The following is a 25,177-nucleotide window of genomic DNA, read 5'->3' as shown; positions in this document are numbered from 1 at the left end:
CGCTCCTCCTAATCCCAGCGGGCCCCTCCATTTTAACCGGATGTCCCCATTTCTTTTATTGAAACATCAATGATGAATTTTACCGGTACCTCGCTAAACGTGGCATCCCAATTATTTTTAACCTTATTCCACTCTTGAGGGTAGCTGATTTGAAGGCTTTTTCCAAATCCGAGCACATCCATTTTATACTCTTTCTGCGTTTTCTCTAATACCTTTTCCGCCAGACGCCTAATCTCTTTTTCCGTAGCTTTCTCTGCTTTTTTCATGTTCTTTTCGTCAAATGACTTTCTGTTAATATCCCATTGCTCCGCTATACGCCCCTCCGTTTCAATTTTAACCGTGAACGAAATCGACCCTTTATTTACTGAAGGCTTAATTTTACTTTTCATTGACATACTTTCATACACAATGGGCTGGCGGGTCTCTTCATCGTAGCTATTTACAAGCCCGCCTTTTCCTTTCCCTTTTATCCAGGTCACGCCTTCAACCTCTTTATCGTCCAGAAATGCACGGAGGGTTTTCGTTTTTCCATCAATCATAGCAGCGCCTGAAAGCTTTCTGCCGTTCTTTTCTGCCGCAACGGACTGTAAAAGAAAGCTATTTCCTGAATTCAGCAGCCCTTCTATTTTAGCCATTGGCATATGTGTAAGGATTTTCGTGGTTCGATCCGCACCCTGTATCATTTCAACAAGCTGGATTGCAGGTATTACAGTGGGTTCGGCTGATTCCAGGGTTTTACTCGCATTTCCTTCAGCAATAACAAAAAGGGTACTTGGACGTAATTCCTGTTCCCGGCGAAAAAAATCAAGCACCTGTTCAAGATTGTAGCTGCGGGCAAGTTCTTCACCAAGAACGACGATTTTTGCATGTTCACCAAAAGCACGTTTGTCAGATTGCAGAACCATATTTCTTAAAGCTGGTATAACCGCATCGCCTGTTTCGGTTATATTTTTATAGGGTCTCACTTGTGCTTGCCCGCCATTTGTGGCATTATTGGCTGTCTCTGCCGTAACCAGCTGATTCGTCAGCTTGAAAACATTGCCAGTATCCTGTTCATTGGTTTCCAAATCAACTGCCGTAGCTATGATCAGGCCAAGGTCCTCAATTTCTTTGCTGCTCCAGCAGCCAGTTAATGTAATGAAGACTAGGGTCAAAGTTAAAAAAAGTTGTACAGCCTGTTTTCGCCTCATGCTTTAACACCCTTTATTTTTGAAATGATAAGCAGAACGAAGGGCAATAAAACAAATAATAAAAAGGCGGTGATTCCAATCATGTCGCCCATCGCAAAAACTTCATTCATGTTGCGCGGAATCATGCCCATCAGGTAGATAACAGGCAGAAGGGCAAATTGAATGGGTCCGATCTTCTTTTTTGAGATTTGTGCAAGGCCCAGGGAAGCGGCATAAAAAGTGATGGTGAAGGTGGTAAAGATCTGCATGATCCAAATAATCAGCAATAAAGACTCAAATCGTTCGAAAATGAGGCCTTGAATTTCAAAACTTCTAATCAGATCGATCGTTGGCCAGGTTTTTGTTACTACTCCATCTACAGACAGCGCTCCTATAACCATCACCACTGTCATCAAATAAAAGCACATCGAAGTTCCCGTCCCAATTAAGACAACCTTTACTGCCTGTGATGGCTTATCCATAAATGCAACAATAATAAGCATAATTTCAATTCCCAAAAATGCGAAAACGGTTGTACCCACACCTTTTACCAGAGGCATTATACCTGAACCTAAAACGGGACGGAGGTTATCCAGTTCAAAGATCCCAAAACTCATGCTGATGACAATCAAAAAGATGATGACCGTAATCGGAAGAATAGCTCAAATAACCGGGCAATGGGATCAATGCCGCCAGAGATCAGGTAAAGCCCTATCCACATAAAAGGCATAATGATGGCCCAAATCGGAGTGCCTTCAAGCAAAAATAAACTGGTTACCTCTGAAAGTACCCTTACCTCATACGCAGCCAGGCTAAAAAAATAAATGACCATGAGCAAACTGAGAAAAATGCCTGCCCATTTGCCTGCAATTTCCTGACTGTATTTATAAAAGGTTCTGCCAGGATATCTTTGACTGAGCTTTACGATGATAACGCCTGCACACATAGCCAAAAGGCCCCCCAGAATAACGGTTATCCAAACATCAGGCGAGTTTATTTTTTCTGCAGCAGTTCGCGGAAGCGTAAGTATGCCTGCAGCAAGAATATAATTAACCAGTATGACTGCTGCTTGTACACTTGATAGCTTTTCCTTGGAACCGATTTTCAAGCAAATGACCTCCTGTGAATCAGATTAGCCTTTCCTGCCGGGATCTTTTGGACTAAGCATACTTGGCCTTTGTTTCAATACTTTTAACGGAAAACGTATGATAAAGTCCTTCCAGTCGCTTAGACGATATGGGACCGCCAGGCTGATATAGGGAACACCAAAGCTTTTGAGCTTGACTAAATGGCTGCTGAGCAAAAGGAAAAACAAAATCACTCCATACAACCCAAACACAGCAGCAAAAAACATACATCCAAATCGAAGGTAGCGCAGGGAAATCCCCAGGCTGTATTCCGGAATAGCAAAGGATGAAATAGCAGTAACCGCAACGACAATAACCATAATCGGGCTGACAATGCCGGCTGAAACTGCTGCCTCTCCAATAATTAAAGCACCGACAATGCCGATTGCAGGACCAATCGGCTTCGGCAATCTAAGCCCGGCCTCACGAAGAATTTCAATGGCCACCTCCATGATCAGAGCTTCTATTATGGAAGGAAATGGCACTCCATCTCTGGTGCCGATTATGGACATAGCTAATTTAGTCGGAATCAGACCCTGATGGAACGATACGAAAGCGATGTAAAGTGCCGGCCCAAAAAGCGAAACAAAGATCGCAACAAAACGCAATAATCGAATGAGTGAGCCGGAAACCCACCGTTCATAATAATCCTCAGAAGCTTGAAGCATCATGCTGAATGTGACAGGAACCAGGAGTGCAAATGGGGTGCCATCAAGGAGAATGGCCACTCTTCCTTCCATTAGAGCAGCCATTACCCTATCAGGCCGTTCCGTATTCTGCACCTGGGGAAATGGACTAATGTAATTGTCCTCTATAAGCTGTTCGACATACCCTGATTCCATCACATGGTCGATGTCAATTTCCCTGATTCTTGTTTTTACTTCCTCAACAATGGATGGATTTGCAATATCTTCAATATAAGCAACAATAAGATCCTTTTTGGTGCGCTTTCCTACAATGAACTTGGAGAACGTAAGCTTAGGTCCGCCATTCTTCCGCAAAAGAGCTGTGTTATCACAAAGGTTTTCATTAAAGCCTTCACGAGGCCCTCTGACAGCCTGCTCGGAAACAGGCTCTTCAATACTTCGTGTTTTCCCCTTTGCTGTTCCTAACACAAGCATCTCTGAGGAACCATCCAGGAGAAGAACAGCAAAGCCCTTAAATATATGCGGTATCGTTTCATTTATCCTGGCGGCTGTTTGAACATCGCTAAGGAAAAGAATATGTTTTTTTATATTATCAATGGTATATCTCTTTTTTTCATCAAGCCGGCCATCATGCTGTATATCTGTAAACCCATGCATTAGCGACTTTATGATATATTTATCAATCAGATCTTTATCAGAAAGGCCTTCAACAAAAATCAGTACGCCTTGAACATTTGTAAGCCCAAGATTGAACCCGCGAAAATGGACGTCTGAATTATGGCCGATTTCTTTTTTAAATGCCTCCAGATCCCTTTGTAAATCACCAGATAGTCTGTCCGGAACTTCATTTTCATTCATCATGTCATGAATGGTTCTGGTTTTTAATGGTTTCTTTCTTACCCGGAAGATCTTCATTTTGGCGAACCATCCTTTGAAGGCCCAATTTTCCTGAAGAATGCTGAAATTCCTAGTGGTACAATCAGGACGGCAAAACTCTGCAAATATATCTCCCATTCAGGCAGATGGGAAATGACGGTTTTCCACATTTTACTCACCCTTTAAATTACCTAAAATATACTGCATTATGTAGTTAGGCTTCCACTTCTTGCCTATAAACATCCATTCAAATATCTTTTTTTCAGGCAGGCACCCTGTTTCGCCACAAAGAGCCATTTTCCGACCTTCCGGCGCAGGAAAAGTCTAATCCTGCGCTTTCCCGAGAAATATACAATGTTGATAAAGCGCTTACAATGCTGAAAAGCATAGATTTGGGAGAGTTGAAAACAAAAAAAGCAGGGAAATCATTTCCCCGCTCATTTGCCGTCCGTTATTTGTTTTAATATTTCATAGGAACGCTTTTGTTTTTCTTCATCATAGATATATGATACCGCCATGATTTCATCCACATTATACATACTCTGGAACTGCTCCAGCTGCCCTTTAACTGTTTCTTTGCTGCCCATCAGGGTCACGCTTGACATTCCCTCTGCCGCTTCCTTCTCCATTGGGTTCCAGATAGAATCCAGGTCCTCCACCGGAGGGCTCAATTTCATGGAAGTTCCTCTGACCACGTTCAGGAAGAACTGTTTCATCGTCGTTGACAGGTATTCAGCTTCCTCATCCGTTTCTGCCGCAATGACATTTAAGCAGACCATCATATATGGTTTATCCAGAAATTGTGAAGGCTTAAAGTTGGCACGGTAAATCCGGATGGCGTCCTCCATCCATCTTGGAGCAAAGTGTGAAGCAAATACATAAGGAAGCCCCAGCTCAGCAGCCAAATACGCTGAATCTGTCGAAGAACCAAGAATATAAATGGGAATGTTTGTTTCAACCCCCGGGTGTGCTTTCACATAGCTCTGCTCCTCTAAAGGGCCAAAGTATGTCAGCAGCTGCTTCACATCCTCAGGGAATGTATAAACAGAGTCATTCTTTGAACGGCGAAGCGCATTAGCTGTCATCATATCCGTGCCAGGTGCCCTTCCAAGTCCCAAATCGACCCGATCCGGATAAATAGTTGCCATCGTTCCGAATTGCTCAGCAACCACTAATGGTGCATGATTCGGCAGCATAATTCCACCGGAGCCAACGCGGATCTTCTTTGTATGCTCCAAGGCATGCTTTATTAAAATGGCAGTAGCAGAGCTGACCAGTGTAGGGGTATTATGATGCTCCGCAATCCAATAGCGCTCGTAGCCCATCTCCTCTGTTGCCTGAGCCAGATCAACAAGATCCTCGATTGCCTGCCTGCTGTCCTTCCCTTCCCTGATAGGTGCCAGGTTCAAAACAGAAACAGGTATTTGTATATTCGTCATTTTATGATCTCCTTTGTGAAGAATTGATTTTATTTTAACAACCGAAATAAATTAAGGAAACTTTAATGCTTAGTGTGAGCAGAATTCATGAAAAGCTGTGGTTTTATGAGGAGTTTCTGCAATGGAGTGGGAAGATATCAATTTAACCGCCAGTGCTTAATACAAAAAATCCAGCCCCCTGCTGTAAGGGACTGGCTATCAGCTTACTCTTAATGGTTCTTCACTTTCAACAGAATCACTGGTTTTTGCCGGTTTTTTCTTATTCAATGCCAGCAGCAGAATCATGCCAAAGATACAGGCAGTACCCGCCCATTGAAACATACCGAATGGTTCGTTCAGCCAGAGTACCGTAGTAAACACTGCGGCCAGCGGCTCCAGGCTGCTTAATAGGCTGGTTTCTGATGGAGACAGCGTTTGGAGACTTTCAATATAAAACCAAAACGCCAGCATCGTCCCAAAAATAATAACGAAAACCAAGTACAGGTATGCTTCAGCCGTTAAGCTGCCGAACTCCATTTTCCAAGGGGGATGGATGAAGCTCAATGCTGTTCCGCCAATCACCATCGCCCAGCCAACCACCACTAGGGAATCATACTCCTTAAGCAGCGGGATGGCATATAACGTATAAAATGCCAGTGCCACGCCGGATAGAATTCCCCATACAATCGCAGGTGACGGTACGGACAGCTGGGAAACAGAACCATTGGTCAATAACAGAAAGCATCCCGCTAAAGCAAGGGAAACGGTCACCATGTCCTGTCTGGTAAACACGGTCTGCTTTCGCAGGACCAGATAAATGATAATCATAGCCGGTGCCAAATATTGAAGCAGCGTGGCCACAGCCGCATTGCCATGATGAATGGATGCCATATAGGTATACTGTACACCCAGCATTCCCGCCAATCCAAAAATCAGCAGCATACCAGCTGCTTTTTTATTCTTCCACACACCAAACACCTGTGAGCGATCTTTGAGTGAAAATTGGACGGCCAAAAGAAGAACACCAGCAATCAGAAGCCGGGCTGTGACAAGCCAATCAACAGATATTCCAAATTCCTGAAAGAGCTTTTGGGCAACTGTCCCGCCAACTCCCCAGAATGAAGCTCCAAATATAACGAGCAGTAAGCCCGTAGTCCTTGAACGTCCTTTCATGTGCGAAGCCACCTTAAATATAATAATAGTGTTATAATAAACCAAATTAATTGATAAAAATAGCTAGATATCATAAAAAAATATAACAATATTGAGGTGGCTTTTATGCAGATTACAGATTTTGAAGTGGATGAAAGCCTGAAGGAAATGACGAAACACAGGACGGTGGTCATCCCTGTTGCCTGCTACGAAACGAAAATTGCAGATAATATCCATGGAAAAATCCCCTTGCACTGGCATGAGGAAATTCAATTTCTCCTGACACTCAAAGGCGACGCCCTGGTTCAGGTCAATGAGGAAAAATTTTCGGTTAAAGAAGGAGACTGCCTTTTCATTAATAGCGGATGTCTTCATTCGGCCCAGGATATTAGCGGTGATTGCGTTTACCTTTGTTTAAATGTATCCCCTCATTTCCTGCTTCCCCAGGAACTATTCAGCAGCTATGTTACTCCATATATTTCAGCCGCCAATCTATCATACCTCGTTCTGGACGGGTGCAAGGAATGGGGGAAAAATATAGTAGACAGCATACTTGAAATCAGGGACTTAATTCATGAGAGTCCGCCATTTTATGAGATGGACATTGCCTGTCTGCTTGCACATATTTGGCAGCAGTTAATCAGGAACGGATTCCAGCTGGAACACACCCGGACTGAGGATGAAAAACACAAGCGGATGAAGGAGATGCTGAATTGGATCCATGAGCATTATGCTGAAAAAGTCACCCTCAGCGATATTGCCAAAGCCGGCAGACTGAGCAAATCGGAATGCTGCAGATATTTTAAAAAGATACTAAAGACCACACCCATTCATTACCTGACTCAGCACCGCCTGCAAAAAAGCCTTCCCCTGCTTCAGGAGCCAGACTCGAATGTTACAGAAGTTGCCTATAAAGTAGGCTTCAACAGCAGCAGCTACTTTATTGAAAAATTCCGCATGACGATGAATATGACACCTTTAGCGTATAAAAAGAAGCGGAACTGAGGTCAGGAAATCGCCAAAGATGGCCCGAACCTTTCCTGGACATGGGGTGAAATCCGGCAATCTAAACTGATAAGATACTCGGCCATGCTTCCCTGAAAAACAACATCTACATTTTCCAGTTCCATAAACTCATGCGGCATAACAAGCGAGGGCGGTTTAGATAATTGGACAATTTCACATCCCTGCAGGACTGTTGCTACAAACTGAGAGCAAAAAAAAGCCTTTTTTCTTGAAAGCTGTTTATTAAACATAATGGCAAAAAGGCCAAGGAGGTTATAATTGTAGTCTTGTTTTTTAGATTCTATCTTATTTATGAGTGCTTTAAGCCTGCTGTGCTGTTCATCTGTAACAGAACAGCTAATAACGGTACATCTGGAGTTGCTAAAAAGTTCACCTCTGATATTTTCTTGAACAAAACCGCCTATGAATGGATTTTTCGCCGTTTTCCTGCCAAAACTGTACACTTCTTTCAATTCTGGATCAAGTGAGATAGAAGCATGATTATAAGGCTTTTTGGTGTACAGCTTAATAAGCCGCGTGAATAACGTTCCGGTATCCGTAAGGAGTATATAGATTTTTTGGTTAGACATAACGCATCTCCTTATCAAAAATATGAATACTTTTATGATATAGAGATGCGTATTTTAGAATAAGAAGCCTGCGCTGTATTTGGAGATAGGTCTTGAGGCTTAGGGGTAATGGGGGTGGTTGGGACACTATGTTAAGTTAGGACTCTGATTGCCTCTTTTCCCCTTCTTGTGTTCAAAGTTGGCTCAGGTTCTGACTCTAGTTGACTCTTTTCTCTTTTTTGGTCAGAAGTTGGACCAGGTTCTGACTCTAGTTGCCTCTTTTCTCTTTTTTGTGTCCAAAGTTGGCTCAGGTTCTGACTCTAGTTGACCCTTTTCTCTTTTTTGTGTCAGAAGTTGGACCAGGTTCTGACTCTACCTGTCTCTTTTCTCCTTCCTGTGTCAGAAGTTGGCCTAGGTTCTGACTCTACCTGTCTCTTTTCTCCTTCCTGTGTCAGAAGGTGGACCAGGTTCTGACTCTACCTGCCTCTTTTCCCCTTCTTGTGTCAGAAGGTGCTTCCGGTTCTGACTCTAGTTGCCTCTTTTCTCCTTCCTGTGTCAGAAGGTGCTTCCGGTTCTGACTCTAGTTGACTCTTTTCCCCTTCTTGTGTTCAAAGTTGGCTCAGGTTCTGACTCTACCTGCCTCTTTTCTCTTTTTTGTGTCAGAAGTTGGACCAGGTTCTGACTCTACCTGCCTCTTTTCTCTTTTTTGTGTCAGAAGTTGGACCAGGTTCTGACTCTAGATGACTCTTTTCTCTTTTTTGTGTCCAAAGTTGGCTCAGGTTCTGACTCTAGTTGACTCTTTTCCCCTTCCTGTGTCAGAAGTTGGCCTAGGTTCTGACTCTACCTGTCTCTTTTCTCTTTTTTGTGTCAGAAGTTGGACCAGGTTCTGACTCTAGTTGCCTCTTTTCTCTTTTTTGTGTCAGAAGTTGGACCAGGTTCTGACTCTAGTTGCCTCTTTTCTCCTTCCTGTGTCAGAAGGTGCTTCCGGTTCTGACTCTAGTTGCCTTTTTTCTCCTTCCTGTGTCAGAAGGTGCTTCCGGTTCTGACTCTAGTTGCCTCTTTTCCCCTTCTTGTGTTCAAAGTTGGCTCAGGTTCTGACTATACCTGCCTCTTTTCTCTTTTTTGTGTCAGAAGTTGGACCTGGTTCTGACTCTAGATGACTCTTTTCTCTTTTTTTGTGTCAGAAGTTGGACCTGGTTCTGACTCTACCTGCCTCTTTTCCCCTTCCTGTGTCAGAAGGTGCTTCCGGCGAGCACTCTACCTGTCTCTTTTCCCCTTCCTGTGTCAGAAGGTGCTTCCGGCGAGCACTCTACCTGCCTCTTTTCTCCTTCCTGTGTCAAAAGGTGGACCTTGGTTCTGACTCTACCTGCCTCTTTTCCCCTTCCTGTGTCAGAAGTTGCTCCCAGCACGCACTCTACCCGCCTCTTTTTCCCCTTCCTGTGTCAAAAGGTGGCCCGGTCTATGACTCTACCACCCCCAAACCCGCCATCTCTATCAGAAGCTGCACTCACCCAGCCCCATAAAAAAAGAGCATGCCCACAAAGGACATGCCCCTCACTCACTCCGGCATATTCAGCCGAGGGAAAAACTCTTTCACTAAAAATATCCCAAATGGCACTGTAAAAATAGCCAGCAAAAAGCCGCCAGTAAACAGCAGGCCAATGCTGAATAAAAGGGTGATGACGCCAAACCATGCTGCGAATGAAGAGAGCGTGTACTCATACATCCAGCCCAGGAAGGTGAAGGTTCTCCCAAGGAACTCTCTTTTCTCGCCTGCTTTTTTCACATGAATCATGGTTAAGATAAAGCTCCAAAGCAATAGCAAGGGAAGTCCCCCTACTAGTAAATAGCCAAAAAGTTTCATGCGTCTCCTCCAAAAATTACTCCATAAATCTCATTAAGTCCCCATGTACAATATCATCGGAGAATCCAAGTTCTTTTCTGGAGATATCCATTAAGGGTTCACAGCCCGTAATATCTGTTTCTTCTTCCGATTCGGTTTTATAGCATTTTCCGGATTTGTATAAATACTCTTCAGCTATGAAACTTCCATCCCGGAAGGTAACAGGATGCTGGGGATCCCTGGTAAACAGGTTCTGTCCGAAGCTGAAATTATCTTCAGCACTTATGCCGAGCAGGTGAAGAATGGTTGCCCTGATATCGATTTCTCCGCCAACATTGGAGAACGTTTTACCGCCCTCAAGACCCGGCACATGAATAATCAGCGGCACACTCTGCAGCTTCATGCGGTTCACCATCGTATCTTCCTGGCCCAGCAGCTCAATCACGCCATGCTCATATTTGTCTGAGATGCCATAATGGTCGCCGTACAGGACGAACATTGTATTTTCATAGAGTCCGCTCTTTTTTAAATCCTGGAAGAACGTTTTAATGGCTTCATCCTGGTATCTGACGGTTGTGACATAGCGGTTGACCACTGTTTCACTGGTATTGGCCTCAGAGATAAACTGATCTTCCTCCTCCAGCAAAAACGGAAAATGGTTTGTTAATGTAATAAACCTTGCATAGAAAGGCTTTTGCAGTTCCTCCAGATGCTGAATGGATTGCTGGAAAAATGGGATATCCTTAATCCCGTAATTCACAGAGTTCTCAGCACTGACCATATAATCTGCTTTTGAGAAATAACGATTATAGCCTAAAGAATCATACATGGTCTCCCGGTTCCAGAATGAAGCGTCATTCCCGTGGAAAACGGCTGAGTAGTAGTCCTTCTCGGCTAAAATATGGGGCAGGCTCCGATAGGTATTGCCAGGTTTTCGGACAAATGCCGAGCCGCTCGACAACGGATATAAGCCTGTATCTACCATGAATTCCGAATCGGACGTCTTGCCCTGTGCTGTCTGATCATAGATCCGGCTGAAATAGAAGCTGTCTTCTATCAGGGAATTAAGGAAAGGGGTTATTTCCTGGCCGTTCACCTTCTGGTTGATCACAAAATTCTGCGTGGACTCCATGCTGATCAGAACGACATTCATCCCTTTTGCGGCACCAAAGTAATCCGATTGCTTTTCTTCGTGGGATTGAACATAATCAGCCGAAGCCTTAGCGTCGGTCGCGCTCGCAAAAACGCGGTTAAGCGGGGTTGCAGCAGCAATGCCGATATCATAAAGATGATACTGATACAAGCCAATATGCTTCACAAGCTGCTGGCGATTATAGGATTCCGAGAATAAATGAGGCACCTTCACCATCCCGAGAGTAATGGTGATCAGAACAAACATTAGACTGACTGCACCGTAAAGCCTTTTTGATTTATTTTCAGCCTTCACGCCTCCTGATTTCCTTTTTACATAAAACAGCCAAAAAATAGCCAGATCCACCAATAACAGAAGATCCCATGGACTAATCAATTCAAAAGTACTCGGTCCAATCCCTCCAACATTTTTGAACTGAAAAAGGATCGGAACGGTTACAAAATCTGTATAGAAACGATAATATAGAAGATCGCCAAAAAGAATGCCGGTCAGAACGGCCATCACTGCAAAAATTGCTCCCGGTTTGACCTTCCGCTTAAAATAGAAAGGGATTCCGAGAATGACCATGATGGCACCAATCGGGCTTAAAGTCATAAATAAAACATCGGTCCAGTTCTCAGGGTGCATATTGAATCCAATAAAGGAGACAGCAACTGTCTTGATCCAGATCAGGATGACGGCAGCCGTAATCGGTGAAAGCTTGTTAAATAGCTTCATAATCATACCGCTTTTCAGACTGTTTTTTAATTATGTCTGCCATCATTTCGATAGCTGTCATGACCTTCTCTTCTTCCTGTGCCCCCATAAGTGCCACCTGAACCCAATTCCTTTCAAGCAGGTACCCGCTTTCATAGCTTAAAAGGATGCCTTTCTGTCTGCATAAGTCGCCAAATTCCCTGCTGGATATGCCCTCCGGCAAATGGACAGTAAGGATGCCCGGTGAATAATCGTCCCCGCCCAGAACGGTGAAGCCCTTCTCCTCCAGTACTTCTCTAACTTTTACAGATATTCGTGCTATTTTCTCATAATCTATCAGCTTTACACTCTCTTTTAATGCGTTAACCAGATTGGAAGAATGGGTGTATGGGATGCTTTCATGGTCCTCATACATCTTTAAATCCAGGTATCTGGGAACACTTCTATTCCCCTTAAATCTGTCTCTATGGAACACGATCGCAAGGCCAGGATATGAGCCAAATCCTTTTCCGCTTACAGTGGATGCCATATAAATTTTCTCAAGATTAAGCGGAACGATCCCTGCTGTACTGCATGCGTCCACGCAAAGCTCGGCACCATGCTTCTCACATATTTCTTGAATTCCGCTGATATCAAATAAATATCCGGTCGAGGTTTCACAGTGGACAGTCCAGACCCATTTTATAGAAAGATTTTCTTTCAGCATGAAGGCAATTTCTTCATGCTGAATCGGCTCATTCCAGTCCTTTTCAATCGTCTGAAAAGATAACTGAAATCTTCTGGCGTGATCAATGAGACGATAGCCAAATTCACCATTGGCCAGGATCAGCCCATTCCCCTCCAAGTTTTTCAGCTGGGCAGCGACAAGATCGTTGGATAGTGTTCCGGTCCCAACAATTACCTGCGCGCAGGAGGCACCGGTCATACTGCATAATTGTGCACGCAGCTCCTTCAAGCCCTGGATAAAATCATGATTGCGATGAGAGACGGCTTCCTTGGCAAAAGCTCTTTTCACATTCTCATGAATAGGAACCGGTCCAGGTAAAAAAGAGTGCTCAGAGTTTCTGGCCATTAAGCGTTTAAAGACCTTTGTGGAACGTTCGAAATTCTCTTTTGTTAAGTACATGGGCTGAAACTGGGCTCCTTCTTCTCCTGTCAGAGGGCCAAACGGCAAAAAGCCGATCCGCTTATATAATTTCAGCTGCCTCACAGTCCCAGATATCAGTGCCATCGTATAATTTTGTTCAAGACAAAGCTCAACAAGCTTTTCACAAAGCTGATAAAAGACTCGGCTGCTGCGGTATTCTTTCTTGACTGACAGCAGGCGTACCTCGCAAAATTCCCCTTTAACAGGCAAGTATTCTTCGAGATTGGGAAGTTTATAGTCTAGCGAAAACGGCCTTTTCGCACGGATGGCGATCATTCCTGCCACTTCATTGCCAGCCTTGGCAATCACATATGTATTTTCTTCATGGAATTTATCTATTAATTCCTGATTTTCATTTTGCTTATGCTGCGGAATTTCTTCCACAAATGTCTGATAGTTCAGCTGATGGATTTGTTTAAATTCATCAGGTTCAGCTGCGATTTTGCAGATAATATTCATAGTTTACCTCCTATGTTTAGGCATGATGAAATTTGTATGGGAAAGCAGAACGATAATTAGCATCACAGACAGGCCTGCCGCAATAATGAATGAATCCCCAATCATCCATGCTGCAATGGGAATAGAAGATATGGAGATTAAACCGGATAATGTATATTTCCGAATAACTGCGTACATGATTCCCATTACGGCAGCCATGATGGCAATCGTTAGCGGCTCCATAAACAAGGCAGAAGCCAGATAGACAACCACTCCTTTTCCGCCGCGAAAACCGATCTGAATAGGAAAAAGATGGCCCAGCAAAACGCAAACAGCGCTAAGAATGAATACAGCATCACCCTCAAAAAAGAGTCCAGCTGCATATAATGCTCCCCAGGTCTTTCCCGCATCCACTGCAATGGTCAGCAAAAACCCGCTCTTCCCGAGCGCTCTTCCGGCATTCGTAGCTCCTGCATTCCCGCTCCCTATATACCTTATATCCTCTTTCGCTAAATATTTAACCACATAATAAGCTCCTGTTATACACCCCAATGCGTATGAAAGAATCATAACGATCAGAGCGGACCAAACATCATCGATCATATACACCTACCCCGCCTCTACTAATTAAACGATCAAAAAGGGTAAAAAGTTTCATATACTTACAAATTTACAATCAGTTTTTTCTTGAATCTCACCTAATTTTACCATTAAACAATCAATATACCAGAGTCATAAATCATAAATCGCTATTTTATGGCATCTCTAAATTTTCAGTAATAATAAATTTTTGTGTTGACATTGTTTAGCATTCGCATATAATTTGCATTAAGGCAAAACTTTTTAATATATCCATAAATCTTGTCCATATGACGTTAAATTGCGTTATGACAATTAATTTGAATATGTTTAAATTTGGAAAATACAGGAGGATAAAAAATGAAGGATCCAGCGATCAGCATACAGGATTTGCATGTCTCCTATTTTGGAAATGAAGCGGTCACAGGAGTCAGCTTATCGGTAGATACCGGCAATCTGGTGGGCATCATCGGTCCGAATGGCGCAGGTAAATCAACTTTTCTAAAAGCCATGCTTAATCTCATACCAAAGGATAAAGGCGCAGTTAAAGTGCTGGGAAGACCCATCACGGAAGTACGCAAAAGCATCGCCTATGTCCCGCAGCGGAATGACATAGACTGGGATTTCCCCATCACGGTTCTGGATGCCGTTCTGATTGGGACCTACCCCCATCTAAAACTGTTCCGCCGGCCGAAGAAGAAGGATAAAGAATGGGCCATGGAATGCCTTCAGCGGGTCGGCATGCAGGACTTCAGCAAAAGACAAATCGGCGAACTGTCAGGCGGCCAGCAGCAGAGAGTTTTTCTTGCGAGAGCCCTTGCCCAGAAAGCGGAACTGTTTTTCCTCGATGAGCCGTTTGTCGGGGTCGACGTATCGAGCGAGGAAACGATTGTGAACATTTTGAAGGAGCTGTGCAGTCAGGGAAAAACGGTGATAGTCGTCCACCATGATTTAAGCAAGGCGAACGATTATTTCAATCAGTTAATCCTGCTGAATAAGGAATTGATCAGCTTCGGGACGGTTGAAGAGGTCTTTAAACCGGAAGTAATTGCAAAAGCCTATCAGGGGCAATTTGCATTTATGAAAGAGATTGGGGTGTCATTATAATGGCTTTTATCGAAGCGGTAATGCAATATGGTTTTCTGCAAAAGGCGCTATTAACCTCGATTATGGTCGGAATTATCTGCGGAGTGATTGGCTGTTTTATTATCCTGAGAGGAATGGCCCTCATGGGGGATGCCATTTCACATGCCGTCCTTCCAGGTGTCGCAATATCGTATATGCTCGGTGTTAACTTCTTCTTCGGGGCTGTAATCAGCGGTGTCATCACGGCGATCGCTATCGGGTTCGTCTCGCAAAACAGCCGGATAAAGCATGATACGTCCATTGGCATTATGTTCACTGCTGCCTTTGCTTCAGGAATCATCATTATTACGATGCTGAAAAGCAGTACAGATTTGTATCATATTTTATTCGGGAATGTACTGGCCGTAAGATCATCCGATATGTGGATTACACTTGCCATCAGTCTGATTGTATTGGGGGCTGTTTACCTTTTTTACAAGGAGTTATTGGTCACATCATTTGACCCGACAATGGGCGCAGCTTACGGTCTGCCTGTCCGTTTTATTCATTATTTCCTGATGACTCTTTTAACAATGGTAACTGTCGCATCCCTCCAAACAGTAGGAATAGTGCTCGTGGTTGCAATGCTGATTACCCCGGCTGCGGCAGCTTATCTGTTAACCGAGCGGCTGTGGGTAATGATCTTCCTGGCGTCCGGCATTGGGGTGATTTCATCCATCACAGGGCTTTACTTTAGCTTCACCTATAACTTAGCTTCTGGGGCAACGATTGTCATATCTTCCACCGGTATTTTCATTCTCGTTTTCTTATTCTCCCCTAAGCATGGGCTAATCTGGAAAACGCTGAAGGTAAAGAAAAAGAGAGCTTCATTAGTGTGATAAAAAATTTAGGAGGTTATCCCAATGTTAAAAAAAAGCTTCATACTGCTGGCTGCATCCCTTCTATTCCTGTCATTTTTGTCAGCCTGCAGCAGCGAAAAGAGCACCACAGCCAATTCAGATGGAAAAATACAGGTTGTCACTACCTATTCAATTGTGTATGACATTGTAAAAAATGTAGGCGGGGATTTGGTTGAGATTCATAGCCTGGCTCCTATCGGCTCCAATCCCCATGAATATGACCCGCTTCCTGAGGATGTGCAAAAAACAACGGATGCTGATGCTGTATTTTATAACGGCCTGAATCTCGAAGCCGGGAACTCATGGTTTAACAAGCTTATGGAAACCGCCGGAAAAGACGGTGAAGATGCGCCGGTCTTCCTGATGAGCAAAGGTGTTGATGCCAGACACTTAACAACAAAGGGAAAAGAAAGTGAAGAAGACCCTCATGCATGGCTCGACATCCGTAATGGGATCAAATATGCGGAAAATGCCAGAGATGGACTTATAAAAGTAGATCCAGACAATAAAGAAGTTTACGAAAAGAACGCGGAAGAATATATCGCAAAGCTTCAGAAGCTGCATGATGAAGCAGTCGAACAATTTAATAAAATTCCTGAAAACGAACGGGTTCTCGTCACAAGTGAAGGTGCATTTAAATATTTCAGCGAAGCCTACGGTTTCCAGGCAGAATACATCTGGGAAATCAACCAGGAAAACCAGGGAACACCAGAACAAATTACAAGAATTGTAGATATCATCAATGAAAAAGGCATTACAGGATTGTTCCTGGAAACCAGCATTGACGCCAGAAGCATGGAAGCTGTATCCGATGAAACCAATGTACCGATCATGGGAAAAGTGTTTACCGACTCTCTGGCAAAACCGGGTGAAGACGGAGATACGTACATCTCGATGATGGAATGGAATATTAAAACCATTAAAGAAGGCTTGACGAAGTAATTCCAGCAAGCAGGTGAAACATGTGATCCCCATTCGTATTAAAAGATATATTCTTGAAATTTATATCTTACAGGAAGCCCATGGGCATGCAACCATTTCCGGCCTTGCCAAGGTATTAAAGGTCACCGCCTCAGCAGCATCCAAAATGGCCGGAAAGCTTAGAGAGGACGGTTACATATACTTTCAGCCCTATGGAACCGTTACTCTGACAAAACTGGGAAAAGAAATGGGCAAAAAGCTGTTCGAGCATCATCTGGTTTTAATGGAGTTTTACCAATTAATTGGCGTTGAAGACAAACTGATCCGAAATAAGGTCAGTGAAGTTGAAATGCATATGGAAACAGAAGTTATTGAAAAAATTAAGAAATTTATAGAAGAACATAAGAAAAACGCTTGAAGTATTCAGTGAACACTTTCAAGCGTTTTTTGTCTATCAGGCCGTCTTTTTCCACATGTTTTCCATGTTCTCAAGGGTCTTCCCTTTTGTTTCCGGTACAAACTTCCAGACAAAGATTGCTGACAGAACACTCATCAATCCATAGAAGCCGTACGTTAAGCCGCCGCTGAATTCCATCATCATCGGATAAGTGGATGAAATGAAATAGTTGGCAGCCCATTGTGCTGCTACAGCGACTGCAACAGCCTGTCCGCGGATTTTGTTCGGGAATATTTCCGAGATCAATACCCAGCAAATTGGACCCCATGACATCATGAAGGATGCTGTGTAAATAATAATGAAAATAAGCGTGCCTATTCCAATGATATTGGAGAAGGCCATCCCTGCAACGCCGAACATCCCGATCGCCATGCCAATGGATCCTGTGATTAATAATGGCTTGCGCCCCCATTTATCTACCGTTAAAATAGCCACGACTGTAAAGACGACATTGATGACACCCATAACAATCGTCTGCAGCATGGACGCATCCTTTGCCGCTCCCATGCTTTCAAAAATACGAGGTGCATAATAGAGGGCCACATTAATTCCGACAAATTGCTGGAATACAGACAGCATTATTCCAATAACAATCACTAATTTTCCATAAGCAAACAGCTTTTCTGCCGGAAGATTGGCAGAGGCTCTGACTGATTTTTTGATTTCTCCCAGGATCGTTTTAGCCTCAGCTGCCCCGTTAATTTTCGTCAGTACATCCAGCGCTTTATTATCCTGGTTTTTAATGGCCAGGTACCGGGGGGTTTCCGGAACCAAAAGCAGGAGAAGACCAAAGGCAAGTGCCGGAATCGCTTCTGAAGCAAACATATACCTCCAGCCAATATCATTGATCCACTCCAATGGCCGGCCACTGGCAATGCCCCAGTTGACAAAGTACACGACAAGCATTCCGAAAATGATCATAAACTGATTAAATGAAACCAGGCGTCCGCGGATATCGGCAGGGGCAATTTCACCGATATACATAGGAACAACGGCTGACGCCAGGCCAACCCCTATTCCGCCAATAATGCGGTAAAGATTAAAGGTCAGCAATAAAGAAATAGTCGGCTCCCCTTTAGTGAAAAATAAAAATTCAGGAAAAGCAGAACCTAAAGCAGATAAGAAGAATAGGACAGCGGCAGCAATCAGTGACTTTTTACGCCCAAACTTTGACGCAAAATAACCGGATATCAAACCGCCAATAATGCAGCCAATTAATGCACTGGAGGTTGTCGCCCCATGTGCCAGCGATCCTAATCCCAAGCTTTTAATCAAATAAATTTCTAATGACTTTTCAGCCCCTGAAATAACAGCCGTATCATATCCAAAGAGCAAACCGCCGATCGCAGCAACCAATGTAAGTGAACCAATATATAGTGAGTTCCGATTCTGTTTCATAGTGTGTAAGACAGATTTGAATAAAATAGAACGCTTACATTTTTACCTGTTACTCAAATCTGTCTATACTCCTTTCTGCTGGTTATTAAACAACGAGAAACTTATAACTGGTCGTTGTTTTGAAGACTTCATTTTTCTCCAATACAATAGAAGGAAAATGTTCATGGTGAACAGCATCAGGCAGACATTGCGTTTCGAGGCACAGTCCCAAATGCTTTTTGGACTGCACGCCTCTAATTTGAAAATCGTTTCCAAGCATGTTCGATGTATACAAAACAACACTCGGCCTGTCCGTTGTCACTGCCAGTTTTCGCCCGCTTTCAAAATCCACTAGCGTCAATTCACCTGAGTTTAATTGAAAGGGATGATCATACCCACCGCCCACGAGCAGATTCTGCTGATGGCAAGACTCTACACCCTCTTTAATTTTCTTCCCTGCTCTGAAATCAAACGGAGTATTTCGAACAGGGATGAATTTTCCGGTCGGAATCAGGGTTTCATCAAGCTCGAGAAAGTGATCACTGTTTATGGACACCTCATGGTCAAGGATGTCCCTTTTTAAATTTCCGCTCAGGTTAAAATAAGTATGGTTAGTCAAGTCAATGACCGTTTTTTTATCAGATACTGCTTCATAGCTTATGATAAGTTCATTCTCATTGTTCAGAGTATAGTTTACCATCACCTCAAGTGTACCGGGATACCCTTCTTCTCCATCCGGGCTTCTATAGAAGAACTGGACGCTCGCTTCATTCAGGCTCTTTTTGGCGGCCGATTCCCAAATGACATTGTAAAAGCCGCCGCTGCCTCCATGAAGCTGATGTTCGCCATCATTCTTTGGCAGCTCATAATCAGTCCCATCAAGAGTAAAAGCAGATCCCGCTATCCTACCGGCCACTCTTCCGATAATAGCACCGAAAAATGGTGAATGATTGATATACTCTTCAAGTGTGTCAAACCCAAGGACTACATTCTCTATCGTTCCTTCACGATCAGGAACCGAAATATCCGTGATGATTCCCCCGTATTCGATACACGTTACACTCATTCCATGGTCATTGCTGATGGTATAAGATTTAATACGCTTTCCATTCAAGTTTCCAAAGATACTCTCCGTTATGTTCATGTAAGTCTCCCTCAAGTCCGCTTACTTTTTCCTAAATCCGGCCAGACTCTCATTCAGCTTCCTGGTCTCTGCATAAACTTGTTTGTATAACTGGAAAAGCTCCTGATAATTCTTAACATTTTCAGGTATCGGCGAATACGTTTTTTCGTATGTGATGAACTCATTTGCACAAGCTTCAAGAGATTCGTACCATCGGCATCCGTATGCCGCAAGCATAGCCGCACCTACAGCAGGGCCCTGCTCACTTGAAAGTTTAACAATGGTGCTGTTGAAAATATCAGCCTGTATTTGCAGCCAGGCATCACTTTTGGCTCCTCCGCCGATAGAAATGACGGTATCGATCAGCTTTCCGCTTTCTCTGAAAATCTCAATCGATTCATTTAATGAAAAAGTAATTCCTTCAATAACCGAGCGGACAAAGTCGTTCCGATTATGAGAAGAGTCCATGCCGATAAAGCTGCCACGAATTTGTGAATCCGCATGTGGCGTTCGCTCACCGGCCAGATAAGGTGTAAACAAAAGACCGTTTGATCCAATGGGAACGTCGCTTACACCAGACAGCAGGGAATCAAATGATTCCGTTTCGGCAAATGTATCTTTGAACCAGCTCAAACTATGTCCAGCAGCAAGGGTTACCCCCATTGTGTAGTAGGCATTTTCTTCACCATGGTTAAAATAATGGACCTTCCCCTGAAAATCCTTGTCATTCTGTTCTTCATAAGATAAAACAACTCCGGAAGTGCCAATGCTGCACAAGGTCTTGCCTTCAGAAAGAATTCCTGAACCGATCGCACCGCAGGCATTGTCAGCTCCGCCTGCAAATACCTTTGTTTCAGGAGATAACCCGGTCTCCTCAGCAATTTCTGGCTTTAGCGACCCTACAAATTCATGGGATTCAACAAGTGGAGGACAAATATCCACATCTATTCCGGTTAGCCTGTACATCTCCTCACTCCACATTTTCTCGCCAACATCAAGGAGCAAGGTGCCCGCTGCATCGCTATATTCACTATGAATCTTTCCGGTCAGTTTAAAACGGAGATAATCTTTAGGGAGCATAAAGACAGCTGCTTTTTCGAATAGTTCCGCCTCATGCTGCTTCACCCATAGCAATTTAGGCAATGTGAAGCCTTCCAGCGCCGGATTTTTAGTAATTTCCAGGAGACGCTCCTCACCGGCCATCTCATAAATCTGATTACACTGCTCTGTCGTGCGGGTATCATTCCAGAGGATTGCATTGCGCAACACCCTATTCTCTTCATCCAGAAGGACAAGGCCGTGCATTTGGCCTGAAAAACTAATTCCCTCTATATCTTCAGCTCTTCCTGCGAACTGGCCAGTAAGCTCTCTAAGAGCTTCGACTGTTTTATCAATCCATTCGGCCGGATCCTGTTCACTGAAGCCTGACTTTTCATGAATGAGGGGATAGGATTTGGAGACTTCGCTGCAAACTTCTCCCTTTTGATTCATTAGTAGTACTTTTACCGAGCTCGTGCCAAGGTCAACCCCGATTACATATTTCATGATTGATCATCCTTTAGATAATGAAATGTATGCTAAGCTGTATTTTTAAAAATGTACTGGGACCATATCGGAACCCCAGTACATTTACCTTTTTCTATCAATCTCTTATGCTTTTACACTCGCATAGGCTTCAAGAATGTATTTATTTAAAATCGCTTTTAACTGTTCCTGTCTTCCGGATTTGTTTTCGATCTTTTCAAGTCCAAGCGCATATTTCTCAAGTTTATGGAAGTCTGTTTTTCCTTCAACAATGTCAAGGCCAATGCCTTCTGTGTAGCTGCTGTATCTGTCAGTAATGAAGTTGTCTAATACTTTATCATCAATTAAACGCTGAGCCACTTTTGCACCAACCGCAAAGGCATCCATTCCAGCGATATGAGCATAGAACAGGTCCTCAGGATCAAATGAACCTCTTCGCACCTTCGCATCAAAGTTCAGGCCGCCTGTTCCAAGACCGTCATTTTTAAGGATTTCAACCATTGCCAGTGTGGTTGAGTAGATGTCTGTCGGGAATTCGTCCGTATCCCATCCGAGCAGAGTATCTCCCTGGTTGGCATCCACTGAACCAAGCATGCCATTGATGCGTGCTGTGTGCAGTTCATGCTCAAATGTATGACCGGCAAGTGTCGCATGGTTAGCTTCAATATTAAATTTAAAGTAGTCTTTTAAACCGTAAGATTGCAAGAATGCTAAGCTGGTAGCCACATCAAAATCATATTGATGCTTAGTTGGCTCCTTCGGCTTTGGCTCGATCAGGAATTGTGCATCAAATCCAATTTCATTTGCATAATCGATGGCCATATGGAAGAAACGCGCAAGATTATCCTGTTCAAGCTTCATATTTGTATTCAGCAATGTTTCGTAACCTTCGCGGCCGCCCCAGAATACATAGTTTTCAGCGCCAAGCTCCTTGCCGATCTCAAGTCCCTTTTTCACCTTTGCTGCAGCATAAGCGAATACATCAGCATTTGGAGCTGTCGCAGCACCGTGCAGCCAGCGCGGATGTGAGAACATATTAGCGGTATTCCATAGTAGCTTTGTTTTGCTGGATTTCATGTAGTCCTTAATCATACCGGTAATTACATCTAAATTCTTAAACGTTTCTCTTAATGAATCGCCTTCAGGTGCAATATCAGCATCATGGAAGCAGAAGAAAGGAACATTCAGTTTTTCATAGAATTCAAAGGAAGCTTCGACACGTGCCTTCGCCAAATCCATTCCGGAAAATCTGTCATATGAACGAATCATCGTACCTTCTCCGAAAGGGTCATTTCCTTCCGCCGTAAACGTATGCCAGTATGAAACGGCAAAACGCATTAGGTCTTCCATTTTCTTGCCGTTGATCATTTCTTCAGGATTATAATATTTAAAAGACAATGGATTAGTAGAATCTGGACCTTCGTATTTAACTCCGCTTACATTTTCGAAATAGTTCATTTTTCATTCCTCCAGTTTTTACAGATTTTTCTGTGTGTTATCGCTTTCATTTGATTACAAATTGATTTTAACACCATAAACTTAGTTTGTCTATTGAATGAACTAAGTTTTATTTTTATTTTTAATTATGGTATAAATGGAATATGATTGTACTAGACAAAGATATTGAGGATTTGAGGAGAAAATAATGACTTGGAATCAGCAGCTTGTAAAAATGAAAAACAAATCACGCGTCCTGCAGACGATCATCGACCAATCCCCTCTCTCCCGGGCTGATATCTCACAGCATTTGGGACTGACGAAAGGAACCGTTTCCTCATTGGTGAACGAGCTGATCGATGAAAAAATCTGTTCCGAAACAGGGCCAGGCAAATCGAGCGGCGGTCGGCGTCCGGTAATGCTTCTCTTTAATGAGAAAGCAGGATATGCGATTGGAATCGATCTAGGGGTCAATTATATTTTAGGTGTCATAACTGATTTGTCAGGCAATATTGTGAACGAAAACTTGAAGCATATGAATAGCATGAGGTACGAAGAAACCATTCTTGTGATAAAAGAAGTCATCCAATCCCTTGTGGACTCTGCCCCTGACAGCCCCTACGGTGTGGTTGGAATCGGTATTGGAGTGCCAGGAATCGTAAATAAAGAAGGCAGCAATATCCTGCTGGCCCCTAACTTGGGCTGGACAGATATTAATCTAAAAGCAGAAATTGAGTCAGAGTTTCACCTTCCCGTCATCATTGACAACGAAGCGAACGCTGGAGCATACGGGGAAAAGCGATTTGGTGCCGGAAAAAACTATGAAAATCTTATCTATGTAAGTGCTGGAATTGGGATAGGTGTCGGCTTTATTTTACAAAACAGCCTTTACCGGGGAGCTGAAGGATTCTCAGGTGAAATGGGCCATATGGTCATTGATATAGATGGAAAAGAATGCAGCTGCGGCAGCAAAGGCTGCTGGGAATTGTACGCTTCTGAACAGGCATTGCTAAACCAGGCAAAGAACTCCAAACAAGAGGATCTGAACCTGGAGTCATTAATTGACATGGCGGAAGTAGATGAGGAAGTAAAGGATGTGTTCCGTCATATCGGCCGTGGCCTCGGTATTGGCATAAACAATATCATCAATACCTTCAACCCCGAGCAAATCATCATTGGCAATCGCTTAGCCATTGCCAATGAATTACTATCCGAGTCGATTATGGAAGTTGTCAGGAATCGTTCCTTAAGATTTAATCAGGAAAATGTCAATATTACATTTGCCGAATTAACGATTTATTCAGCAGCACTTGGGGCTTCAGCATATGCTACTGAGAGCTTTTTGAACTCGGATCTGGAGGAGCATTTGAATAAATAGGGTGCGGTGCTTATCCGGTTGATCAAACTCCTGCTGAACTTAAGTAAGTTTCTCATTTCTTAGGAATTTCGAAAAAAAAACACCGGATTATTCACAATTGAATATTCCGGTGTCATACTTAAATAAGTTACATGTTTTTTTACAGTGAAAAGGAGTCACCTTTCCCCTCACTCAAAGCTTTTTTATATACCTTAGAAGCTGCCATTGTGTCAAGAAATCCTACCCCGACAGATTTATAAAAGGTTATTTCACTTGTGTTTTCACGTCCAATTTTTTCCCCGCAAACGATTTCACCAATTTCACCATAAATGATATCCGTATTCCAATCTCCTTTTTTATGAGGAACAAGGAGATCACCAGCTTCGTGCATGGCTCCTTCCAATGTATCGACCACTACTTTATTACTCCTGATTAGTGTTTGAGCATCGACCTCTTGCATATGTGCCTGATAGGAACCAATAGCGTTAATATGAGTTCCATCCCTCAGTACCGATCCATCAAAAAGAGGTGTTGAGCTTTTTGAGCTGCAGATGACAATATCTGATTGAGCTGCAGCCGCATTGGCATCCGCTTGAATGGAAATGGTCCCCCTCCAATCTGGATACAGCGAATAAATTTCGTCTTTGAACATTTTCGCTCGGTCTAAAGTGCGATTATATAGAATGATGTGTTCAATATCCCTTACGGACATTACAGCTTCAATTTGGCCATATGCTTGTGCTCCACACCCTAAAACTGAACAGACCTTCGCATCCTCCCGAGCTAAATATTTCGTTGCAGCTCCACTTGAAGCACCGGTTCTTAAAACCGTCAAGTAGCTGGCATCCATTAAGGCAACATGCTCGCCAGTCCTGGCATCAGTCAGCAGAATCACTCCCTGCAGAACCGGTTTGCCCCTGCCTGAATTATGCGGGAAAATACTTACAACTTTAACGGCTGTATAATTTTCCGGTTCAATATAGGAAGGCATGTATAATGTTTCTGCTTCGTATTTTGCATGCGGGACAGACATCCTTACAGGTGTTAAAGTTTTATTTCTGTAACCATAAAAAAAGGCCTTCTCAACATCCTGAATACACTCTTCCATTGAATACAATTCTTTTATGGTCTCTTTATTGATCAATAACATAGGAAATCACTCCAATATGAAATTTTC

At 43.3% G+C, this 25,177-nt stretch carries 20 protein-coding genes and 1 pseudogene; 6 read left to right on the top strand and 15 right to left on the bottom strand.

The features are described from left to right. Positions 1-32: 32 nt before the first annotated feature. The 5 genes and pseudogenes from NSQ49_RS24610 to NSQ49_RS24590 all read right to left on the bottom strand — a co-directional run bounded on the left by NSQ49_RS24610 (position 33) and on the right by NSQ49_RS24590 (position 6,410). Positions 33-1,190 carry a Ger(x)C family spore germination protein gene (locus NSQ49_RS24610; RefSeq protein ID WP_159867560.1) on the bottom strand — a complete coding sequence of 386 codons (1,158 nt, stop codon included), beginning with the start codon at positions 1,188-1,190 and terminating at the stop codon, positions 33-35. Next, positions 1,187-2,277: pseudogene (locus NSQ49_RS24605) on the bottom strand (spore germination protein). The gene NSQ49_RS24610 and the pseudogene NSQ49_RS24605 overlap by 4 nt, the downstream one beginning before the upstream one ends. Positions 2,278-2,301: 24 nt before the next feature. After that, positions 2,302-3,858, bottom strand: a complete 1,557-nt coding sequence (locus NSQ49_RS24600) for a spore germination protein (RefSeq protein WP_159867557.1) — start codon at positions 3,856-3,858, stop codon at positions 2,302-2,304. Between the two features lie 398 nt (positions 3,859-4,256). After that, positions 4,257-5,258 (bottom strand): LLM class flavin-dependent oxidoreductase, encoded by a 1,002-nt coding sequence (locus tag NSQ49_RS24595; protein WP_251284249.1) that lies wholly within the window; start codon positions 5,256-5,258, stop codon positions 4,257-4,259. A 198-nt stretch (positions 5,259-5,456) separates the two neighbouring features. Beyond that, complete coding sequence (locus NSQ49_RS24590) at positions 5,457-6,410, bottom strand: DMT family transporter (protein ID WP_159867551.1); 954 nt, start codon at positions 6,408-6,410, stop codon at positions 5,457-5,459. A gap of 105 nt (positions 6,411-6,515) precedes the next feature. On the opposite strand from NSQ49_RS24590, the gene NSQ49_RS24585 reads away from it, so the two are divergent. Further along, positions 6,516-7,394 (top strand): AraC family transcriptional regulator, encoded by an 879-nt coding sequence (locus NSQ49_RS24585; protein WP_159867548.1) that lies wholly within the window; start codon positions 6,516-6,518, stop codon positions 7,392-7,394. Between the two features lie 2 nt (positions 7,395-7,396). Here NSQ49_RS24585 and NSQ49_RS24580 read toward each other — a convergent pair whose 3' ends face one another. The 5 genes from NSQ49_RS24580 to NSQ49_RS24560 all read right to left on the bottom strand — a co-directional run bounded on the left by NSQ49_RS24580 (position 7,397) and on the right by NSQ49_RS24560 (position 13,843). Beyond that, on the bottom strand, positions 7,397-7,984 hold the full coding sequence (locus NSQ49_RS24580) for a hypothetical protein (protein ID WP_251284248.1): 588 nt from the start codon (positions 7,982-7,984) through the stop codon (positions 7,397-7,399). 1,537 nt (positions 7,985-9,521) lie between these two features. Then, positions 9,522-9,827: a hypothetical protein gene (locus NSQ49_RS24575; protein ID WP_251284247.1), complete on the bottom strand. Its 306-nt coding sequence runs from the start codon at positions 9,825-9,827 to the stop codon at positions 9,522-9,524. Positions 9,828-9,843: 16 nt separating this feature from the next. Beyond that, a complete protein-coding gene (locus NSQ49_RS24570; protein ID WP_159871029.1) occupies positions 9,844-11,676 on the bottom strand; it encodes an LTA synthase family protein in 1,833 nt (610 codons plus the stop codon). Further along, positions 11,663-13,261 carry an aminotransferase class V-fold PLP-dependent enzyme gene (locus NSQ49_RS24565; RefSeq protein ID WP_159871026.1) on the bottom strand — a complete coding sequence of 533 codons (1,599 nt, stop codon included), beginning with the start codon at positions 13,259-13,261 and terminating at the stop codon, positions 11,663-11,665. The genes NSQ49_RS24570 and NSQ49_RS24565 overlap by 14 nt, the downstream gene beginning before the upstream one ends. Before the next feature lie 3 nt (positions 13,262-13,264). Next, a complete protein-coding gene (locus NSQ49_RS24560; protein ID WP_159871023.1) occupies positions 13,265-13,843 on the bottom strand; it encodes a glycerol-3-phosphate acyltransferase in 579 nt (192 codons plus the stop codon). 336 nt (positions 13,844-14,179) lie between these two features. Between NSQ49_RS24560 and NSQ49_RS24555 the strand changes: the two genes are divergently transcribed. Genes NSQ49_RS24555 through NSQ49_RS24540 form a run of 4 tightly spaced genes read left to right on the top strand, consistent with a single transcriptional unit; the run spans position 14,180 to position 17,143 of the window. Then, positions 14,180-14,926, top strand: a complete 747-nt coding sequence (locus NSQ49_RS24555; protein ID WP_159871020.1) for a metal ABC transporter ATP-binding protein — start codon at positions 14,180-14,182, stop codon at positions 14,924-14,926. Beyond that, a complete protein-coding gene (locus NSQ49_RS24550; RefSeq protein ID WP_251284246.1) occupies positions 14,926-15,783 on the top strand; it encodes a metal ABC transporter permease in 858 nt (285 codons plus the stop codon). The genes NSQ49_RS24555 and NSQ49_RS24550 overlap by 1 nt, the downstream gene beginning before the upstream one ends. 24 nt (positions 15,784-15,807) lie before the next feature. Continuing rightward, positions 15,808-16,746 (top strand): metal ABC transporter substrate-binding protein, encoded by a 939-nt coding sequence (locus NSQ49_RS24545; RefSeq protein WP_159871014.1) that lies wholly within the window; start codon positions 15,808-15,810, stop codon positions 16,744-16,746. Positions 16,747-16,768: 22 nt separating this feature from the next. After that, positions 16,769-17,143: a metal-dependent transcriptional regulator gene (locus NSQ49_RS24540; RefSeq protein WP_251284245.1), complete on the top strand. Its 375-nt coding sequence runs from the start codon at positions 16,769-16,771 to the stop codon at positions 17,141-17,143. Between the two features lie 36 nt (positions 17,144-17,179). Here NSQ49_RS24540 and xylE read toward each other — a convergent pair whose 3' ends face one another. From xylE to xylA, 4 genes are all read right to left on the bottom strand, one after another. Further along, a complete protein-coding gene (xylE, locus tag NSQ49_RS24535) occupies positions 17,180-18,580 on the bottom strand; it encodes a D-xylose transporter XylE (RefSeq protein WP_251284244.1) in 1,401 nt (466 codons plus the stop codon). Between the two features lie 85 nt (positions 18,581-18,665). Continuing rightward, on the bottom strand, positions 18,666-19,703 hold the full coding sequence (locus tag NSQ49_RS24530) for an aldose epimerase family protein (RefSeq protein WP_251284243.1): 1,038 nt from the start codon (positions 19,701-19,703) through the stop codon (positions 18,666-18,668). A gap of 21 nt (positions 19,704-19,724) precedes the next feature. Next, the gene (gene xylB / locus NSQ49_RS24525) at positions 19,725-21,227 is read right to left on the bottom strand and encodes a xylulokinase (protein ID WP_251284242.1); all 1,503 of its coding nucleotides are present in this window, start codon (positions 21,225-21,227) and stop codon (positions 19,725-19,727) included. A gap of 105 nt (positions 21,228-21,332) precedes the next feature. After that, positions 21,333-22,664, bottom strand: coding sequence for a xylose isomerase (gene xylA / locus NSQ49_RS24520; RefSeq protein WP_251284241.1), 1,332 nt, complete (start codon positions 22,662-22,664; stop codon positions 21,333-21,335). Positions 22,665-22,851: 187 nt separating this feature from the next. Here xylA and NSQ49_RS24515 point away from each other — a divergent pair, with 187 nt between their 5' ends. Then, positions 22,852-24,021, top strand: coding sequence for an ROK family transcriptional regulator (locus NSQ49_RS24515; RefSeq protein ID WP_251284240.1), 1,170 nt, complete (start codon positions 22,852-22,854; stop codon positions 24,019-24,021). A 139-nt stretch (positions 24,022-24,160) separates the two neighbouring features. Here the strand turns inward: NSQ49_RS24515 and NSQ49_RS24510 are convergent, their stop codons facing one another. Further along, complete coding sequence (locus NSQ49_RS24510) at positions 24,161-25,150, bottom strand: ornithine cyclodeaminase family protein (protein ID WP_251284239.1); 990 nt, start codon at positions 25,148-25,150, stop codon at positions 24,161-24,163. Positions 25,151-25,177 lie beyond the last annotated feature (27 nt).

Source organism: Cytobacillus sp. FSL R5-0377 (assembly GCF_038004385.1).
Classification (GTDB): domain Bacteria; phylum Bacillota; class Bacilli; order Bacillales; family Cytobacillaceae; genus Cytobacillus.
Note: the sequence above shows the minus strand (reverse complement) of the source record. Positions and strands in the feature narration are given on the sequence as shown.

What these genes read in the sequence shown, in the direction of transcription:
- NSQ49_RS24510 (WP_251284239.1), bottom strand. Translation starts at nt 25,150, where the DNA reads ATGTTATTGATCAATAAAGAGACCATAAAAGAATTGTATTCAATGGAA.
- NSQ49_RS24585 (WP_159867548.1), top strand. Translation starts at nt 6,516, where the DNA reads ATGCAGATTACAGATTTTGAAGTGGATGAAAGCCTGAAGGAAATGACG.
- NSQ49_RS24515 (WP_251284240.1), top strand. Translation starts at nt 22,852, where the DNA reads ATGACTTGGAATCAGCAGCTTGTAAAAATGAAAAACAAATCACGCGTC.
- NSQ49_RS24545 (WP_159871014.1), top strand. Translation starts at nt 15,808, where the DNA reads ATGTTAAAAAAAAGCTTCATACTGCTGGCTGCATCCCTTCTATTCCTG.
- NSQ49_RS24555 (WP_159871020.1), top strand. Translation starts at nt 14,180, where the DNA reads ATGAAGGATCCAGCGATCAGCATACAGGATTTGCATGTCTCCTATTTT.
- NSQ49_RS24550 (WP_251284246.1), top strand. Translation starts at nt 14,926, where the DNA reads ATGGCTTTTATCGAAGCGGTAATGCAATATGGTTTTCTGCAAAAGGCG.
- NSQ49_RS24610 (WP_159867560.1), bottom strand. Translation starts at nt 1,190, where the DNA reads ATGAGGCGAAAACAGGCTGTACAACTTTTTTTAACTTTGACCCTAGTC.
- NSQ49_RS24575 (WP_251284247.1), bottom strand. Translation starts at nt 9,827, where the DNA reads ATGAAACTTTTTGGCTATTTACTAGTAGGGGGACTTCCCTTGCTATTG.
- NSQ49_RS24595 (WP_251284249.1), bottom strand. Translation starts at nt 5,258, where the DNA reads ATGACGAATATACAAATACCTGTTTCTGTTTTGAACCTGGCACCTATC.
- NSQ49_RS24565 (WP_159871026.1), bottom strand. Translation starts at nt 13,261, where the DNA reads ATGAATATTATCTGCAAAATCGCAGCTGAACCTGATGAATTTAAACAA.
- NSQ49_RS24530 (WP_251284243.1), bottom strand. Translation starts at nt 19,703, where the DNA reads ATGAACATAACGGAGAGTATCTTTGGAAACTTGAATGGAAAGCGTATT.
- NSQ49_RS24580 (WP_251284248.1), bottom strand. Translation starts at nt 7,984, where the DNA reads ATGTCTAACCAAAAAATCTATATACTCCTTACGGATACCGGAACGTTA.
- NSQ49_RS24600 (WP_159867557.1), bottom strand. Translation starts at nt 3,858, where the DNA reads ATGAAGATCTTCCGGGTAAGAAAGAAACCATTAAAAACCAGAACCATT.
- NSQ49_RS24590 (WP_159867551.1), bottom strand. Translation starts at nt 6,410, where the DNA reads ATGAAAGGACGTTCAAGGACTACGGGCTTACTGCTCGTTATATTTGGA.
- xylA (WP_251284241.1), bottom strand. Translation starts at nt 22,664, where the DNA reads ATGAACTATTTCGAAAATGTAAGCGGAGTTAAATACGAAGGTCCAGAT.
- xylB (WP_251284242.1), bottom strand. Translation starts at nt 21,227, where the DNA reads ATGAAATATGTAATCGGGGTTGACCTTGGCACGAGCTCGGTAAAAGTA.
- NSQ49_RS24560 (WP_159871023.1), bottom strand. Translation starts at nt 13,843, where the DNA reads ATGATCGATGATGTTTGGTCCGCTCTGATCGTTATGATTCTTTCATAC.
- xylE (WP_251284244.1), bottom strand. Translation starts at nt 18,580, where the DNA reads ATGAAACAGAATCGGAACTCACTATATATTGGTTCACTTACATTGGTT.
- NSQ49_RS24570 (WP_159871029.1), bottom strand. Translation starts at nt 11,676, where the DNA reads ATGAAGCTATTTAACAAGCTTTCACCGATTACGGCTGCCGTCATCCTG.